Source organism: Agrobacterium sp. ST15.16.055, from assembly GCF_027956555.1.
GTDB lineage: Bacteria > Pseudomonadota > Alphaproteobacteria > Rhizobiales > Rhizobiaceae > Agrobacterium > Agrobacterium salinitolerans.
Window position 1 is genome coordinate 69,577 of the sequence record NZ_JAQKGN010000015.1, and the last position, 17,033, is coordinate 86,609.

The 17,033-nt window shown below is 56.0% G+C and carries 14 protein-coding genes; 3 read left to right on the plus strand and 11 right to left on the minus strand.

Annotated elements, in window-relative coordinates:
- Positions 1-174: 174 nt before the first annotated feature.
- The gene (locus PL599_RS18905; RefSeq protein ID WP_271359607.1) at positions 175-1,269 is read right to left on the minus strand and encodes a class I SAM-dependent methyltransferase; all 1,095 of its coding nucleotides are present in this window, start codon (positions 1,267-1,269) and stop codon (positions 175-177) included.
- Between the two features lie 300 nt (positions 1,270-1,569).
- Between PL599_RS18905 and gmd the strand changes: the two genes are divergently transcribed.
- A complete protein-coding gene (gene gmd, locus PL599_RS18910; RefSeq protein ID WP_269825012.1) occupies positions 1,570-2,640 on the plus strand; it encodes a GDP-mannose 4,6-dehydratase in 1,071 nt (356 codons plus the stop codon).
- Complete coding sequence (locus PL599_RS18915; protein WP_271359610.1) at positions 2,624-3,616, plus strand: GDP-L-fucose synthase family protein; 993 nt, start codon at positions 2,624-2,626, stop codon at positions 3,614-3,616. The genes gmd and PL599_RS18915 overlap by 17 nt, the downstream gene beginning before the upstream one ends.
- Before the next feature lie 152 nt (positions 3,617-3,768).
- On the opposite strand, the gene PL599_RS18920 is transcribed toward PL599_RS18915, so the two are convergent.
- The 6 genes from PL599_RS18920 to PL599_RS18945 form a co-directional block, all read right to left on the minus strand.
- Complete coding sequence (locus PL599_RS18920; protein WP_269825013.1) at positions 3,769-5,028, minus strand: polysaccharide biosynthesis/export family protein; 1,260 nt, start codon at positions 5,026-5,028, stop codon at positions 3,769-3,771.
- A gap of 3 nt (positions 5,029-5,031) precedes the next feature.
- Positions 5,032-7,194, minus strand: a complete 2,163-nt coding sequence (locus tag PL599_RS18925; RefSeq protein WP_269825014.1) for a GumC family protein — start codon at positions 7,192-7,194, stop codon at positions 5,032-5,034.
- Between the two features lie 54 nt (positions 7,195-7,248).
- Complete coding sequence (locus tag PL599_RS18930; RefSeq protein ID WP_269825015.1) at positions 7,249-7,953, minus strand: response regulator transcription factor; 705 nt, start codon at positions 7,951-7,953, stop codon at positions 7,249-7,251.
- 87 nt (positions 7,954-8,040) lie between these two features.
- Positions 8,041-8,694 (minus strand): PIG-L deacetylase family protein, encoded by a 654-nt coding sequence (locus PL599_RS18935; protein ID WP_026330955.1) that lies wholly within the window; start codon positions 8,692-8,694, stop codon positions 8,041-8,043.
- Positions 8,691-9,503, minus strand: coding sequence for a glucose-1-phosphate cytidylyltransferase (locus PL599_RS18940; protein WP_269825016.1), 813 nt, complete (start codon positions 9,501-9,503; stop codon positions 8,691-8,693). The genes PL599_RS18935 and PL599_RS18940 overlap by 4 nt, the downstream gene beginning before the upstream one ends.
- Positions 9,500-10,792, minus strand: coding sequence for a class I SAM-dependent methyltransferase (locus PL599_RS18945; RefSeq protein ID WP_269825017.1), 1,293 nt, complete (start codon positions 10,790-10,792; stop codon positions 9,500-9,502). Before PL599_RS18945 ends, PL599_RS18940 begins: the two co-directional genes overlap by 4 nt.
- Positions 10,793-11,098: 306 nt before the next feature.
- Here PL599_RS18945 and rfbC point away from each other — a divergent pair, with 306 nt between their 5' ends.
- Positions 11,099-11,626, plus strand: coding sequence for a dTDP-4-dehydrorhamnose 3,5-epimerase (gene rfbC / locus PL599_RS18950; protein ID WP_269825018.1), 528 nt, complete (start codon positions 11,099-11,101; stop codon positions 11,624-11,626).
- A gap of 4 nt (positions 11,627-11,630) precedes the next feature.
- Here the strand turns inward: rfbC and PL599_RS18955 are convergent, their stop codons facing one another.
- The 4 genes from PL599_RS18955 to PL599_RS18970 form a co-directional block, all read right to left on the minus strand.
- Positions 11,631-12,974 (minus strand): DUF4910 domain-containing protein, encoded by a 1,344-nt coding sequence (locus PL599_RS18955; protein ID WP_269825019.1) that lies wholly within the window; start codon positions 12,972-12,974, stop codon positions 11,631-11,633.
- Between the two features lie 15 nt (positions 12,975-12,989).
- Complete coding sequence (locus PL599_RS18960; RefSeq protein WP_269825020.1) at positions 12,990-14,060, minus strand: NAD-dependent epimerase/dehydratase family protein; 1,071 nt, start codon at positions 14,058-14,060, stop codon at positions 12,990-12,992.
- Positions 14,061-14,177: 117 nt separating this feature from the next.
- Complete coding sequence (locus PL599_RS18965; protein WP_269825021.1) at positions 14,178-15,572, minus strand: glutamate-1-semialdehyde 2,1-aminomutase; 1,395 nt, start codon at positions 15,570-15,572, stop codon at positions 14,178-14,180.
- Positions 15,573-15,786: 214 nt separating this feature from the next.
- Positions 15,787-16,509 (minus strand): LuxR C-terminal-related transcriptional regulator, encoded by a 723-nt coding sequence (locus PL599_RS18970; RefSeq protein ID WP_142914179.1) that lies wholly within the window; start codon positions 16,507-16,509, stop codon positions 15,787-15,789.
- Positions 16,510-17,033 lie beyond the last annotated feature (524 nt).

Genomic DNA, 17,033 nt, shown 5'->3' on the forward strand with positions numbered 1-17,033 from the left:
ACGCCCATGCCTAGACGCCGGCCCATTACGCATCTAAGAGACGCGTGCAGCTTTCCCAATATCGAAAAGCGGGCCGTAGGGGCCGTTTTTTTGCCGCTTCAAACAATATCGCCTCGTGACGCTGTAGGTTTGATGACCTCTCCATGCCCTCGCTTCGGCTTGGAAATCCCCACCCTAGGTCAGCAGATAGCTGGCGTCGGATGCGCGTTGAACAATTGCCTGCGCCGCAAGGACGATCGTGTCGCCTGCAATGGATTGATGAGGTGGCAGCAGGTGTTTGTCGATCGTCAGTAGGAAATGGGATGACTGCGCTTCACCGGGCGAAATGGAAATGTAAGACCAGCGATGCCAGGCAAATGGCATGATGGCGAGTGTCATTCCCAAAAATCCTTTAAGACGCATCGACCATGTTTCCGAGGATTTGGCGTGGCGGGCAGCATCGGTCTCATCGACAATATGCACACGCTGAAAGGCGGTTTGACAGTGATTGATCTTCCATGCCTCGGGGTCATCGTTGGCCAGATCGATCGTCGATTTTACTGGCTCGGCGATCAGCGCCACGTTCGGGCTGAGCAGGCGCGGAACGAAAGAGAAAGGCAGGCTGCGGATTTCGCGCAAGGGAGCGTTGACCCGGATAAGCTGCGCCAGACACCGCCAGTCGAAGCCCTGATGTGACGTGTGGTGCGCGGGCACCCGGTCCAGCCGGTATAAGCCTGCCCAAAAAGTCTCTTTCAGGTTGCCGGATTGCCGGTTGTAGCCCATCAGGGCGGAACCCCAGTTCTTGATCCATACCGCTGGCCCAACTTCGACCGGCACTGTCACCAGGAAAATCCGGGGACGGACGATCGTGCACACATGCTCGATGACGCGGACCGTGCGGTTGAGGTGGATATGCTCGAGCGTTTCCAGCGCGATAACGATGTCGGCCTGGATCGTTTCGTAAAGGCTCTCGTCGGTGGCGTCGCCGACGATGAAACGGCAGTTTTCGTGATTGCTGTAGCGATTGCGCGCGGCCTCGATGAAGATTGGATCGTAGTCTATACCGACGTAATCAACGTCGAATTTTTCCAGGATATGTCCAACAGCGGTTCCGGGGCCGCAGCCAATATCCAGTATTCTGACCTTCCGATTGCCGACGTCCTTCTGCACCGTTTCGAGGACCTCAAGCAGCTTTCGATAGCGGCCTGCATGCAGAAAGCGCGTCAACCAGTTGAAGTTCTGCGTTTTCTCGTAAGTCGTCGCGAACGTACCCATCCAATCCGCCTCCATGAACCGTAGATGATGTCGTCTCGCGCTGCCTGCAATTGGAAAGATCGTGCGCGACCCGGCGTTGTATTTTTGAAGTCTGGCACGGCCTGCGTGACCTGCAACCCGACCAAAAGGCTTAAGTCGGTAGCGGGGATACCCACCCTGCCTCCTCTTAAAGGCAGAAATCGACGTGGTGGACGGTGAATCAGCCAGTCCTGACCAGCTGTCCTCTCCCTTTTGGTATGCTGCCGATGCGCAGGGCCTCGTTATACCTTTCAAGGAGGCGCCATCCGGGGCCGGAACCGCTGGGAGATGTGGTGGATGGTAGACAAGAGAGCCTTGATTATCGGCGTAACCGGGCAGGACGGCGCTTATCTCAGCGAATTGCTGCTTGCCAAGGGGTATATCGTGCATGGCCTGAAAAGGCGGTCTTCCTCATTCAATACCGGCCGGATCGATCATCTTTATCAAGACCCCTTCGAGGAAAACCTTCGCTTTCGTCTTCACTTCGGTGACCTCACGGACGCCACGAACCTGTGCCGGGTCATTCAGGAGGTGCAGCCTGACGAGATCTACAATCTCGGCGCCCAGAGCCATGTCCAGGTCAGCTTCGAGACGCCGGAATATACCGCAAATGCGGATGCGCTGGGCACGCTGAGACTGCTGGAAGCCATGCGCATCTTGAACCTTGGCGACCGCTGCCGGTTTTACCAGGCGTCTACATCGGAACTGTTCGGGGGGATGGGCACGGTCGCTCAGCACGAGGGTACGCCGTTCTATCCGAGAAGCCCCTATGCTGCGGCAAAGCTCTACGCATACTGGATGACGGTCAATTACCGGGAAAGTTACGGCTTTCACGCATCCAACGGCATTCTCTTCAACCATGAGAGCCCCATTCGCGGCGAGACATTCGTCACCCGGAAGATCACGCGTGGCGTTGCGGCCATCGAGCGCGGTCTCATGAGCAAGCTGCGTCTTGGCAATCTCGACGCAAAGAGGGACTGGGGGCATGCGCGCGATTATGTTGAAGGCATGTGGCGCATCGTGCAGCAGGAGATACCCGAGGACTACGTGCTCGCAACCGGCGAGGCACATACGGTGCGGGAATTCGTCGAGCTTGCTTTTGGCGTGGTCGGCAGGACCATCGAGTGGCATGGCGATGGCCGTGACGAGGTGGGATACGACGCCAAAACCGGCAATACGATCATCGAAATCGATCCCAGATATTTTCGTCCGGCGGAAGTGGATTTTCTTCTCGGCGACCCCAGCAAGGCGCGCAGGAAGCTCAACTGGAGCCACTCGACTTCCTTTGGCGACCTCGTTCAGGAAATGGTCGAAGCGGATCTTCGCCTCGTGATGTTGGAAGAGGGAAGAAATGAATTCGTCGCATAAATCGAAAGAAATCCCGTTCCGCTTGAATGGCAAGCGCGTCTGGGTTGCCGGCCATACCGGAATGGTCGGCTCGGCACTCGTGCGACGTCTCCAGCGCGAGAATTGCGAAATCCTCAAAGTTTCTCGCAGCGAGCTTGATCTGACCCGACAATACGAGACCGAACAGTGGATGGCGGCGGCAAGACCGGAGGTCATTTTTGTTGCTGCCGCCAAGGTTGGAGGCATCGCAGCAAATGCGGCCTATCCGGCGGACTTTCTTTACACCAACACGCTCATTGCGATGAACATCATGAAATCGGCTGCCGATATCGGTGTCGAAAAGCTTCTCTGGATGGGGTCTAGCTGCATCTATCCGAAATTCGCGGCACAACCGATCACGGAAAATGCGCTTCTGACAGGTCCGCTGGAGCCGACCAACGAGGCCTACGCGATTGCGAAGATCGCGGCGCTCAAGCTTTCCCAATTCTATTCCAGTCAGTACGGCCTGAATTGCGTCTCTGTCATGCCGACCAATCTTTACGGACTGAACGACAATTTCGATCCGCAAAGCTCGCACGTCATTCCTGCGATGATCAGGAGAATGCATGAAGCGAAAATCAGCGGTCAGAACAAGATTATGCTATGGGGCACGGGCAGTCCTCTGCGTGAGTTTCTCCATGTGGACGATCTGGCGGATGCCTGCTGTTTCCTCATGAAATCATCGGCGCATTTTCCGCTGATCAATATCGGTTCGGGGCGGGAGATATCCATCCGCAATCTCGCCCATCTGATTGCAGGTATCGTCGGCTACGAGGGGCAGATCGTTTTTGACACCAGCAAACCGGATGGCGCCCCCAGAAAGCTGCTTGACTGCTCGCGGCTCAACGCGGTTGGCTGGACCTCGACAGTCGAACTCAGATACGGAATTCAGGATTTATATGAGTGGTGGCGACAACCGAAGTCGTTGCAATCGGATTTGTTACGACAAGCCATTTGATAAGGCTTCAAGGGCAGAAGAACCCGGGTCCGGTTGAGCCCTGCGAGTGACCGAAGACGCTCTAAGGTATCAAGGGGCGGTCTTAAAATCTGCGTGTATCGGATCGGTTCAATCTGACAGTCGGTGCGGGAACCCAACAGATACGCTCGCTTCTAGTTGACACTTCCTGTGACGACCGCTGCCGAAACCGGATCTCTGCCGGATACCGACAGGCGGACGCGGACGACGTCTCCCGCGCGGACCTGCGTATGCTCGTCGGCAGCGATTTCGCTGTATGTGCCTGCAACCTGACGCACGATGAAGAATTTGGTCTGGATCATGTCCTCGAGGCTAGAAACCCGCCGCGCCGTCGAGCCAATCTCGGCCATGGATTGAAGGCTGAAGGCCAGTTTTTTCTTCAGGCGCATGATGTCCAGGGATGTCTCTCGCAATTCGGTTGCGGCGTCATTGTGCCTTTTGCTCTTCAGTTCCAGAATACGTCGCTCCACCTCGCTTTTGTTTTGTTGCGCGCGCGCCAGAAACGATGTCGATTCCAGCACCTGCTGGTTCATGGACAGCAGTTCGCGCTTGCGCTCTCTCAGGGCAGATTCCGAAGCCGCACCGCGCGTGACAAGTTCCTTCGAGGCGTTGACGTCCATGTCGAGCAACTCAAGCTGCTGGCTGCGCATGACGTTGCTTTTCTGAAGCGTGTCTATTTCCTGGATGAAGTTCTGTCTTTGGACTTCGAGATTGGTTTTTTCGTCCTGCTGCGCCGACAGGCGAAGGCGAAACAAACTTGTTTCAGATGCGACGATCTTCTCCAGCGCGGCGCGATCCCGCACAAGTCCGATTTCGTCCCCCTTATATTCGAATTCTGTGTCGTTCAGTTCCGCTTCCAGCCGGACGCGCCGGATGTCCTGCGACAGGAGCTGCATCGACATGTCTTCATATTCCTGCTGGGCAGCGATCAACTGTATGCCCGAGGTATCCCTCTGTGTATTCGACTCGCGCAATCCCCCACCGAGTGCGAAGAGTTCAAGCACGATCATGCCGGGACGATATTCATATTTTCCCGGCTTCTGGACGTCGCCGACAACGAAGATCGGAGCATATTCCTTGACCGCGACGGCAACGGAGCGGTTTGCCACATGCCTTGCCAGATCGCGGCTGATCCGCGCACCGATTTCGTTCACCGTCTGGTCGATCACGTTGACGTTGCCAAGAAGCGGATAACCGATCGTTCCATCTGCACTGACAGGGAAGAGGCCGGTCAGGCCCGGGTCGCCATAGACGGAGATCGTCAGGACGTCGCCGGTAGCGACCTTGTACTCGGTGCCATCTGCCGCGGCCGGCAACTGGCAAACGATCAGAGACAGGAAAGTGGTGCTGGCAATCATCAGGGAAAAACCCCTGGACCCTGTCACGAAGCGCATGTTTCACCTCTCGTTATGGACGACAGCCGGGGGGCGTAGACTGGTTGCCCGTTTCCGCAGCTTGAAATGAGGGTTCCAGTCCCGGAAAATCCTCGGCCAGACCGGGGGCTGACGCTTTCTCGGGCGCCGTATTCCGTTGAGGATGATGCCCGTGATCGACCGACCCGCGACCCGCAGCTTGATGACGGCGTTTTTCATGCCCGTGCCATCGGCGACGTCCTGTCGGACCACGAAGGATACGGCGTCAGACAGACTGGCGATCCGCAACAGGTCGAGGTCATGGGCAACGGATGGGGCCTCGATCAATACCAGTTCATATCGCTGTCTTGCCTCTGCAATCAGGCCGGCGAAGCGCTTGCTGCCAAGAACAAGATTTGGCGGCAGGTCGCTTTTCTCGGCGACGATGATATCGACCCCGGAGGCCTGATCGCGTTGGATGACGTCGTCCAGGGACACCTCACGGTTGACCGCCTGGGCGACATGCGACGTCAATCCGACATCGAATTCCGCCCCGAGAGCCGGGTTGCGCAGATTGGCGTCGATCAGCAGCAGTCTCACGCCACTCATCGCAAGAGATCTGGCAAGGTTGGCAATCACGAACGTCTTGCCTTCCCCATCGGCCGAAGAGGTGAAGGCGATCACGTTCGCCTTGCTCTCGGTCAATTGTATGTGGGTCTGAAGGTCGGCAAACGCGCTGTAGAAATCCGCAGCGCCGCTGCTGAATTTCCCGGGCGTGTTCTGGAACTCTCTGAAGGAAATGCGCGGAATGCGCCCAATAACGTTGAGGCCGGTTTTCTGCTGAAGAGACGTGATGGAGCCAACGGACCGGTCGGTGTAATTCAGGATAAAAGCTGCCGCCAAACCGGTGCTGCAACCGAGAAGAAGCGCAACCAAGCCCCACAGACGCGCGTCAGGACTGGTCGGTTTACGCGACGGCATGGCGCTCGATATGATCCGCGCCTCGGCGGTTGCGATACCGTCCTGTTCGATGGTCTGCTTGTAGCGAGCGAGGTACGTCTCGTAGATCGAGCGGTTTGCCGCCGCTTCCCGGTCAAGTTGCCCGGATTGAACCATTGCCATGTCAGTCGTTGAAATGGCGCGTTGCACGTCATTGAGGCTGGACTCGACTTCCTGCCGCTGTTTTTCGTTGACCTCGATCTCATTGCGCAAGGCAGCGATGATCTGCGCGATCTCTGAATCGATCTGCTTGTTGAGTGAACTGAGCTGGGAGGATAATTGCGGCCGCTCCGGGCTCATGACGGCGCCGCTTTCATCGATCTGGGCAATGGCTCTGATGACCCTTGCCTGCTCGGCCCTTAAAAGCTGGATCGATGGTGAGGACAGAACTTCGGTGATCCCGAGCCCATCGCCGCTTTTCTGAAGTTCGAGCGCTGTGGTCAAGCGCGCCCTTGACCCCGCCAGCTTGGCCTGTAGCGTCGTCAGCTCGACATTCAGACTTGAAAGACGCTGCGACTGCAGCGGAAGACCACCCGTGTCTATCAATCCGGATTTCTCGCGAAATTGAGACGCCTGGCGTTCGGACTCCTCAAGTGCAGTCCGCAGACTGACCAGCCGCTCCCCGAGCCATGTGCTCACACGCCGGGTTGCTGTTGTCTGGAGGTCGATCTGATAGTCGATATAGGCTTCCCCGAAAGCATTGGCGACTTTCGCGGCAAGCGCCGGATCACCGGCATAATAGGAGATGTAAATCGTATACGACCGGCCATCGTTCATCACACGAACGTTGGTCATGAGGTCATCGATCATTTTCGATGTCTCGGCGTCGTTGCCAAGCACGATCGCGTTGGCGTCAGCCCGGTCGGATTTGGTTTGCCGCCCTTCGAGCAGTCGATCTTTTTGCAGGATGACGAGAACCCGTTCGGCCATCGACCTCGAGCCGATGATATCAAGTTCGGTTCGAAGCACCGGGCTTTCCTGAGGCAGCGGAGAGACCACGGATTCGGTGGGGAGCGCCTGAAGCTTTCGGACATTAAGCGCGAGGGTCGCCTCGGCCTTGTAACGGATGGGGGTTCGCACATAGCCAATTGCCGCGATTGCGAAACTGGCGAGAAAGCAGATGAAGACGGCTCTGCGCCGCTCCCGCAGGATGGTTATGAAGCGTGAAATACCTTCCTGCTCAACCGGAGATGATGACGACTGGATCATGACGGTTCCTGCTGTAAGCGGGGCGTTCGGTAACGGTCGGTGGATGGCGTGTGCTTAGCGGTCGTACGCCATGTCACCAATCTTGCAGGCAACTTCCGTGCGGTTTGTTGCTCCAAGCTTCTTCATGATATTGCGGATATGCACCTTGATTGTGCTTTCACACAGGTTCAACTCCAGAGCGATATCCTTGTTCGCCTTGCCACACCGCAAGGCTTCCGCAATAGCCGACTGACGGCTTGTAAATTTCGTCGGTGGAACGGATGCGTGCGCCGTAAGGCCAAACAGACTTTTCATGTTCATGACGCTGCTTGCCGGTATGAAACGGCCGCCCGCGATTGCAAGACTGATCGCTTGGCCGCAAACGTCGACGCTGACGGAACTCGATATATAGCCGCGCACGCCAAGAGCAATCGTATCGAGGATGGTATTGATATCCTGATCGTCGGAAAGCACGACGACGGCGGCCGGGGAGACCGCAGCGACAATCTCTGCAAGCTCGCGGTTTGTTTCCGCCGATTGACCGGGTAAGACGCTGACCAGAACCGCCGCAGGCATGCCGATTTCCGCACGTGCCTGCTGCCATTCGCCGAGGTTGGAGAAAGTCAGGATGCGCCTGTCCGCATATTGATAGTTGAGACTATGGGCGAGGCATTCCCGCTCGAGCATGCGACGATCTATGATGCCGATATAGCCGGCGGCATCGGCTATCGCCTGCGGCGCGCCTTCCGGCGGGTTATCGGAGATGTGGTTATGGATCATGACGAAAATGCCCCCTGTATTGTTTTTCGTTTCTTTTAATTTCCGAACAACGCCGATTTTGTACCGTCAAAAAGGCGTTCGCCTGTTTCAGGCGAACGTCAGCTTTCTGACGGTAAAGGCTTCCGCAAAACGTGTAGGCGCACGGCATTCCATTCCCCGCAGCCGCGCAAGGCCACGAAAGGTATCCGCATCGAACCAGTCCTTCGATCTCTGTGTTCCAAAGTGTTGCAGAAGAAGCTCGACCTTCATGTTCATCGCGTCTTCGCTCAACGGCACGTAGGCGTTTCTTCTGCCGAAATCGCCGTCCCATTTCGGGATTTCGTATTCCATGATCAGGTGATTTCTGAAGATGTTGGATGTGAGCCTGTTGATTTCGCGGTGATCCTGATGCGCATCCTCGCGGCTATGCGTGAATATGACGTCGGGGCTGACTTTGTCACGCAATGTCAGCAGCCATGACTTGATCTCGCGGCTCTGCGAGGGAAAGTAGCTGTCCTGAAACGATGCCAGCTCAATCGAGTAGGATGCTGCTTTTGCCAGAAAAGCTTCGGCGGAACTGCGTGCCTCCAGGGCCCGCTCGTTGCCGGCACTGAGGACGCACCAATAGACGTCAAGCAATACGCCCTTTGAAAGCAGACTGAGGACCGTGCCTCCGACGCCGATCTCAATGTCGTCGGAGTGAGCTCCCAGACAAAGGATCGACAGCCGATCACCGGCGGAGGCGAGGGACATGTTTTTCATGGCAGCAGCTTCGTGTTTGACGATTTGCGTGCCATTGACGCATCGTCGCCAATCCATGGCATGTCGCCGCGCTCGACCATCGCCTCCAACGTCTGCCAGTCGCGCAGCGTATCCATTGACCGCCAGAAACCCTCGTGTTTGTAGGCCATCAATTTGTCTTCAGAAATCAACCTGGAGAACGGTTCCAGCACGAGTTCCTCACCCTCGCGCATGTAGTCGAAAATTTCCGGCCGCATCAGGAAGTAGCCGCCATTGATCCACATGTCGGATGTTTCCGACGACCGAAATTCCCGGACCCTTCCGCTCTCGTCTATTTCCGCAAGGTGGTAGGTGAGGGGCGGTCTGACAGCCAGAAAGCAGGCGAGCTTGTCGCTCTTTTCAAATTGGGTGATCATGTCATCGAGATCGACGTCGGTCAGGCCGTCGCTATAATTGGCAAGGAACATCTTCTCGCCCTTGAGATGATGACGTACGGCCCAGAGGCGCTCGCCTATATTGCGCCATATCCCCGTATCGATCAGGGATACCCGCCAGTCCCTCGGCAGTTCTTCGAGCAACTCCACGCGTCCGGGGCTTGATATGACGCAATCGGCATAGCTTTCCGGCCGACTGTTCAGGAAGAATTCTTTTATGACGTGCGCCTTATAGCCGAGGCAGAGGATGAAGTCCTCATGCCCGAAACGGGCGTAATATTGCATGACATGCCGCATGATCGGTTGAGACCCGAGCGGGATCAGCGGTTTCGGGACGCTTTCGGAATATTCCCTGATGCGGGTTCCCCTGCCGCCGCAGAACAAGACGACCTTCATTGTGCCAACTCCTTCGGATCAATGATGGATATGTCGGGAATTGGAACGATGAATTTCCCGCCCCAGTTTTTGATATCGTTCATTTGCGCAACGATCTCATTCTTCAGGTTCCAGGGAAGAATGAGGACGTAATCCGGCTTCATGCGCTCGATTTCGCTGACGGGCCGGATTGGGATATGCATTCCCGGCGTGAGACGGCCATGTTTGTAAGGATTGCGATCGACTGCAAAATCGATGAAATCGGTGCCGATGCCACAATAATTCAGCAGCGTGTTGCCCTTTCCCGGTGCGCCATAGGCGCAGATGGATTTGCGCAGCTCCTTGAGGCGGATGAGGAAAGACAGGAGGTTCCGCTTGGTCTGGCGCACGGCTTCGGCGAAGGCCGTATAGGTCTCTATTCTGTCGAGCCCGGCATTCAGCTCTCGTTCCAAAAGGCTATCCACGCGGGCTTCACGCGGAAACTTGCTGTCCTCGTGCGAGAAAAAGACCCGCAGCGAACCGCCATGTGTGGGGATCTCTTCGACATCGAATACCCTGAGCCCGTGACGGCGGGCCATTTTTTCTATTGTCAGCAGTGAGAAGTAGGAAAAGTGCTCGTGATAGATGGTATCGAACTGGTTTTCCGCGATAAGTTTTTCGATATGCGGGAATTCGAGGGTGATTACGCCTTCAGGTTTGAGCAGGACTTTCATGCCGGCAACGAAATCGTTGATATCAGGCACCTGGGCAAGGACATTGTTACCGATGATGAGATCGGCTTTTTGTCCCTTGGCCGCCATATCGGTCGCCAGAGCCTCGTTGAAAAATTCCGTCAGTGTCGGAATACCTTTCCCGATTGCCACCTTTGCGACGTTGATCGCCGGTTCAATTCCGAGCATCGGGATGTTGCTGGTCATGAAATGCTGCAACAGGTAACCGTCGTTGCTGGCAAGCTCGACAACGAAACTGGAGTCATCGAGCGCGAAGCGCTCGATGACCATGTCGCAATACCGCTTTGCGTGGGCGACCCAACTGTCCGAGAACGAGGAGAAATACGCGTACTCCGTGAAAATATTCTCGGGCGCGACATATTCCTGAAGCTGAACGAGCAAGCATTCGTCGCAAACGAATGCGTGAAGCGGATAAAATGGCTCCAGGTCGTTGGCTGCATCGGCTGCGACGAAGCTTTCGCAGGGAGGAGACATTCCAAGATCGACAAAGGTATGCACCAATGGCGAGCTGCAAAGACGGCAAAGCCTGATATTATGCGTCTTGTTCAATCGTGCAGAAAAAACCGCCTCATTATTCATCTGACGTCCCCTGATTTCATCGCAATGTCTTCGAGTGGATTTGGGAAAATTCTTTTATTAATTGGAAAAAATACTATGGATCAGGGTGAGTGACGATACTGCATTCGGCTCGAAAACGTCATCCATAAGCCGTAGGTTGATATGATAATCCTCTAAAATGCTCTTCAGCCGTTGGTTTCGGCAACCAAAAGGATGACTTATTTGCCAAGCCGGCTTCAAGGTATGGTGCTGCCTGTGGGTGTATTCCGGAGCCGCTGAAATGGCGGAGAATTCGTCTTGGATAAGGGGTTGCATCAGGAGCGCCGAATGCTGTTTGAGAAGACGAAGATCGAGGGGCTTTGGATCGTCAATACGGTGCCCGTCCGGGACAGTCGCGGCTCTTTTGCCAGGACGTTCTGCAAGCATGAATTCGATAGCAACGGGCTGGTGTCTGATTTCACTCAGCACAGCCTTTCCCTGTCAAAGCTGAAACACACCGTCAGGGGGCTGCATTTCCAGCGACCGCCACATCAGGAGACGAAGCTGGTGTCCTGCGTCAAAGGATCGATCTGGGATATCGCCGTCGATCTGCGCCGCGGTTCGCCAACCTATCTGCAATGGGTTGCTACGGTGTTGTCGGCCGACAATGGCGCGCAATTCTATATTCCCGAAGGTTTTGCGCATGGTTTCCAGTCGCTCAGCGACGACGTTGCTGTGTCCTATCTGATTTCGGTGCCCTATGCCGAGGCGAGCGCAGCCGGGGTCCGCCATGACGAACCCGCGATCGGTATTGAATGGCCTGCGCCACCCTCCGTCATATCGGAAAAGGACCTCGGTTGGCCGGCCTGGCAATGAAGGGCTAGCGCGTCAGGAAGCCGAGGTTCGAGACAAGGCCTGCCTCAAGCAGCCTGCCGGCAGCGCTCGCAATATCGACAAACGGCATTTTAGACCTTTCGGCGATATCGAGCAGCGAGTTGGTTCCATCGGCGAGGTTGAGTATCCAGAGATAGGCCATGGTCCGGTCGTCATTCGTCTTATGGCCGCCTATCGCAGGAAAAAGCCCGTATTTCCCGAGCTGTGGCTCACCCTTGGGCCGAAGGTTCAACGGCGTCCAGTTGTCTTCGAGAGCATCGATCATGTCCATGATCATCCAAAAGGATGAGTCGAGATGTTCGGGCCGTATGAAGTCGAGATTGTCGGCCGAGGTGTGATATTCGGGAAAGGTTCCGAAAGCACTTCTCTGCAGCAGTCCGACCGGAAGATTGAAGCCAGGCGAACAGAATTGGCGCTCGTCGTAGCCATAGGGAATGAAGTCGGCGATTGCCAGATGTTTGCGATCCGCTCCGCAGCGGGTGCAGGCGGCGATCCGGTCGATCGGTGCATCTCCCCTGCGGCTGCGCTTGTAGTTCGGCCCGCCCCCGTCTCCAATGCATGAGACTACGAGACCATGCGCGATGTTCGATGTCGCGTCTTCGTTCCGGGCAAGCCATGACAGGGAGCCGATTGTTCCGGGTGCGAACACGAACCTGTAGCTGTAATGTGTGGACCTGCTTTTCAGGCCGGCGGCAAGACACGTCAGCAATGCAAGGCCGGAACAATTATCGTTTGCGAGCGACGGGTGACAGATATGCGCGAAGAGAAGCACCTCTTTGGTGCTTTGTCCGACATGCAGATATTCGCCGTAATACAGATTGCCTGACACCTTTTCGGTGTCGATGACGACTTCATAGTCGCCTTCCTCTAGCTTGAGGAATTCATGATGCGACATGCAAAAGCCCCAGGCATCCGTGTAATAGGCTGTTTTGTAAGGAATGAGATCGGGTTGTGCCGGCAGGGTGTAAATATGCGCTTGCAGTTCGGCCAGCGGCATCGAGCGACGTTGAGGGATGCTGTAGTTCATGAGATGCAGGTTCGACATTTGAAAATCGATCACCTTGCGTCCCGCCGCGTTCTTCACATAGGCGTCCCGGACGACCCATTCCTGGGGCACCGTCCAGTCGAAAACCCGCGTCCCGCTCGGGACCGCGCGCTGCTCGATATCGATATAGTCTCTAAGGATATCGATCGTGTCGCACACGCCCTTGCCGGTGATGCTACGACAGATCGGAAACAGGCGGGAAGCCAGATCATGAATGGTCTGGCCCATACCTTCCTCTCGCCAGGCTTCGCCTGTCAGCTTTGCACTAGGCTCCAACTTGCCCATCCGGGCCTCTCCTGTTTAAACCGATGCCGTAATATCGCCGTTCTGGCGCGGCGCGGCCATGGGGCGGCGCAGGTTGATGTCGATATCCTTGTCGCCGATCAGCTTCTGGAGTTGGCCGATCCGCTGATAGTGCGGTCCCTCGAATTCGGCCATTGTCAGGCCGGCGCTCTTGTAGGCCCGGTAGAGTTGCTCGGCACCTGCGGCCGCCGTCCATGTCGGTTTGAACGCCGGAAGCGCACGGGCGATCTTGCCAAAATCGACGCGGTAGGAACGGGTATCGGGGCTTGCATCGCTGGCATATTGCAGCCGGCATCCGGGCACCGTGAGAGCGACGATTTCGGCGATCTCCCGGATCTGATAGTTGTGGGCATCCTGTCCGACGTTGAAAGCCTGATTGTGTATGACATCGGTCGGCGCTTCGAGCGCAGCCAGAAAGGCGCGCGAAATATCCTCGACATGAACGATTGGGCGCCACGGCGACCCGTCGGATTTCAGGAGGATCAGTCCTTCCGTCACCGCCCAGGCGGTCAGGTTGTTGAGGACGATATCGAAACGCAGCATGGGCGAAAGGCCATAGGCTGTTGCCGGACGCATAAAGACCGGTGAGAAGCCGGGGCCCGCGAGGCTTGCAATCTCCCGCTCCGCCAAGACCTTCGACGTGCCGTAGGCCGATACCGGTTTCAGCTCGGCCGTCTCGTTGACCAGTCCCTCGCCGGCGGCGCCATAGTTGCTGCACGACGAGGCGAAGATGAAACGCTTGACGCCTGCCTGCTTTGCGGCTCGCGCTGCCCGAACGCTGCCGCGATAATTGATCTCATAGGTAATTTCCGGATTGAGATTGCTCAGCGGATCGTTGGACAGCGCCGCAAGATGAATGACAGCGTCGAAACCTTCCATATCCGCAGGCTGGATATCGCGGATGTCTTTGCAGACGCCGGGGACCTGCGGCAAGGGGCCGCCTGGAACATAAGCGCAGCGATGGTAGAATTCAGTGTCGTAGCCATGTACTTCGTGACCCGCCTTGCGCAGGATGGGTACCATGACGGAGCCGATGTATCCGCGATGCCCGGTGACCAGAACGTGCATGAAACTTCCCCTCAATATCCATTTTCGATTGCAAAGAGCGTATCTTTTCAGGCGAGATCGATGCACCGCGCAAAGCGGCTGTAGCGATAATGCGAACGGTCTAGGTGCCCCGGCCGGTTAAGGCTTTCGGATGCTTTCCGATATGTCGGCCATGGCCAGCTCATGGCTGGCCTGATGCTGCGCATTTCCGTTAAAACGTCGGAAGACGACCTCGGATGGGCGTCCTGTCAGGAATTTGTCGACGCCATATTCCAGCGCTTTACGGTAGACGGCCAGCGCTCCATCGATGGCGTCAAGCGTTATGGCTATATCCTCATCCTCATGCGTGTAGCTCACAACGAGAGACGGTGCGAGAAGGCCACGACGGATGGTTTCCTGCAGAAACAGCGAACGAAAAGCCTGCGACGGCTTTCCGGTCTGGTCCAGCGTGAAGTAGCTGAGGCAGGCAGAATGGCCCTGAATGCCGAAGTAGGAATCGAGCCCGTGCGCAATTGCGATCTGGCTAATGGCGGCACGCAACGCATTTCCCTGTCGGACCAGATGAGGGACCACGGGCTCCCGGGTGTAAACCTGCATGGTTGCGATGGCCGCCGCCATCGCATGCGTTTCCGCACCATGCGTCGTCGAAAGCAGGAAGACGCGGGGGGCGTCAGTTTGATCGATACCGCCCCGTTCCATGAACTCACGCTTGCCGGCAAGGGCGGAAATCGAGAAGCCATTCCCCAGCGCCTTGCCGAAACAGGATAGATCGGGGACGATATCGTATGTCTTCTGCGCGCCACCCGCATCCCAGCGGAAGCCGGTGATCATTTCGTCGAGAATGAAAAGCGCGCCGTTTTCGTGGCAAAGCTTTTGCAGTTTGTGAAGAAACTGATCCCGCGGCGGATCACCGCGTGACGGCTCCAGAATCAAGGCGGCGATGCGGCCAGGAAAGCGTTCAAACAGACTGCGCGCACTCGCCAGATCATTGTAGTTAAAGCCAAGGACCAGATTCTGGATCGCCTGGGGAATGCCCGCATTCATCTCCGTTGTTCCGATGAACCAGTCGTCGGTGGAGAAAAACGGGTGGTCGCTGCAGCGCGCGATCAGGTCACGGCCGGTAACGGCCCGCGCAAGTCGTATCGCAGCGGATGTCGCATCGGAACCGTTCTTGCAGAATTTGACCATTTCGGCTGTCTGGACCGTATCGAGAAAGGTCGAGGCGCAATCCACCTCGATCTTTGACGGGCGCGTGAAGTTGCAGCCGCGGTATAGTTCCGCACGCGCCGCCTCTACGACGTCGGCATAGGCATGGCCAAGGCCGACAGCCCTATTGCCCATGCCGTATTCGATATATTCATTTCCATCGACATCCCAGACATGGCAGCCATACCCCCTTTCAATGAAGCCGGGAGACAGGACAGGATACTGGTCGTCACCCTTTGCGTAAGTATGTGCGCCGCCCGGTATGATATTGCGGGAGCGCAGGCGCAGTCGATCCGAGTTTTCGAAATTTTCGACGAAAGTTTGCATGGCGCAATCCCGGGTCCATATGTCCAATGACCAGAGATTACCGTATCCGGCCCGGTGGCCGTTACCCCGTCTTTATGTTGGGAATGCTAGCCGAAAGACTTAGAGGAGCTGTACAACCTTCTCGTCATAATCGCTCCAATGGTTTCGCATCGTGCAGGCCCTGACATCCGCAGGCAATTAAGGATAAAAACAGGTTCACGGCGCCACGCTGACGTTAGTTTTTGAAGAGATCGGATATTTTGAAGATCACTTCCGTTCTGTTTTTGGCGCCCACTTTCTTCATGATATTGCGAATATGTACCTTTACGGTGCTCTCACGAAGATTGAGCTCATAGGCGATGATCTTGTTTGGCTTGCCTTGCGTCAGGGCGTTGATGACATCGACCTCACGCTGGGTGAACATGGCCGTGCGCTGGCGTTCCTTGTCCTCCGCAACCACGAGCAACTGCCTGAGATCGCTCAGATTTTCAGCCGACACAAAAGCGCCGCCCGCCAATGCAAGTGAGATGGCGCCCACGCACACCGCCAGTCCTATCGACGAGGAGATGTATCCCCGGACTCCCGCGTCAAACGCCCTCATGACCTGCCGCAGATCGCGGTTTTCCGCTAGAATGACGACCGGCAGATAAGGGTAATCGGCAATAAATTCCCGCAGCTCGTGGAGGGATACATCATCGCAAAAATCGCTGCGTCCGACATTGACCAGGATGCCGCTATGATGGCCGTTAGGAGCATGTCTCCAGTCGTCAAGCGATGAGAACAACTCGACTTCCATATCAAGGCCGTATGCGATCAGGCTCTGCGCCAGACACTCACGGTCGAGCGCGCGGTCGTCGATGATCGCCAGCTTTCTGACCGAAGTTTCGATAGGTTTAGAATGCGCAACCAGATGGAAATTCGACGGGAATTGTCCGTTGTTGGGAACTGACGTCAGCATGTTATGTCCTATCCGCGCTAAAGAGTGCTTTGCGGATCTGCCTGGCTTGGCAGAGACGCAACCGAAGAGTTTTCTTATCCAAGATTCGGCACAACGGAAGTTTGAGGTAATCCAACCCGGAACGCCGTCATCAATCAGAACTTCGGAAGAGCCTCTGTTGCGGTCTGGATTTTTCGGAATTTAAAATCGGCCAGAAATCAACAGACGTGGCACTACCCGAATTTCTACCCCGGCATCCTACAATGGAGTATCACAACTGGAAAAGGTTCGGAAATTACTCACTTTTGATTGAGATTTCGAGGCGGTGTTCAATCGGGCATGATGTGGGCAGACACTCAGACACGCCGGAACTGTAGAAATATAACTCTTTCAGGCCATCGTCATTTTTCGTGCGCCACCACTAACCATATTGGATGAATTATAATCGCGCCCGGATTGATTTAACATCCTCCCTTCGTACTTTTGTTTGTGATGTAAGCAACTTATGCGTGTTTATCGCATTTTGAAATTGCACCTTACGACAA